The organism is Halomonas sp. SIMBA_159 (genome assembly GCF_046536035.1).
Classification (GTDB): Bacteria; Pseudomonadota; Gammaproteobacteria; order Pseudomonadales; family Halomonadaceae; genus Vreelandella; species Vreelandella venusta_A.
In genome coordinates this window covers 1-253 of sequence record NZ_JAWJBT010001094.1, presented here as the reverse complement: position 1 = coordinate 253, position 253 = coordinate 1, and the positions used below count along the sequence as shown (strand labels likewise).

Annotated in this window: 1 protein-coding gene; it reads right to left on the bottom strand. The window is 56.5% G+C overall.

Annotated elements, in window-relative coordinates; translation table 11 throughout:
• Positions 1-253, bottom strand: a 253-nt coding sequence (locus R0J87_RS22645; protein ID WP_498889155.1) for a hypothetical protein, incomplete at both ends; no start/stop codon positions are given.

Sequence of the window (253 nt, the reverse complement as noted above, 5' to 3'; positions counted from 1 at the left end):
ACGTAACGCCCGCATAAAGTCCAGTCGGGCCAGCGTGCGCAAGCCAACACTGTCGTACATGACGCCACGGTCATAGTACAACTGAGCAGACTGCTCTTCTGATAATTCGGCGCGATACAGTATTTCACTTAACCGCGCTATAGCCAGCTCAGTGCGATACGACACCGCCAGTGGTTCTGGCGTAAGCCAGTTGACAGCCTGAGGCTGTGCAGCACAGCCTCCAACCAGAGTAGCCAGCAGCGCCAAAGGCGCT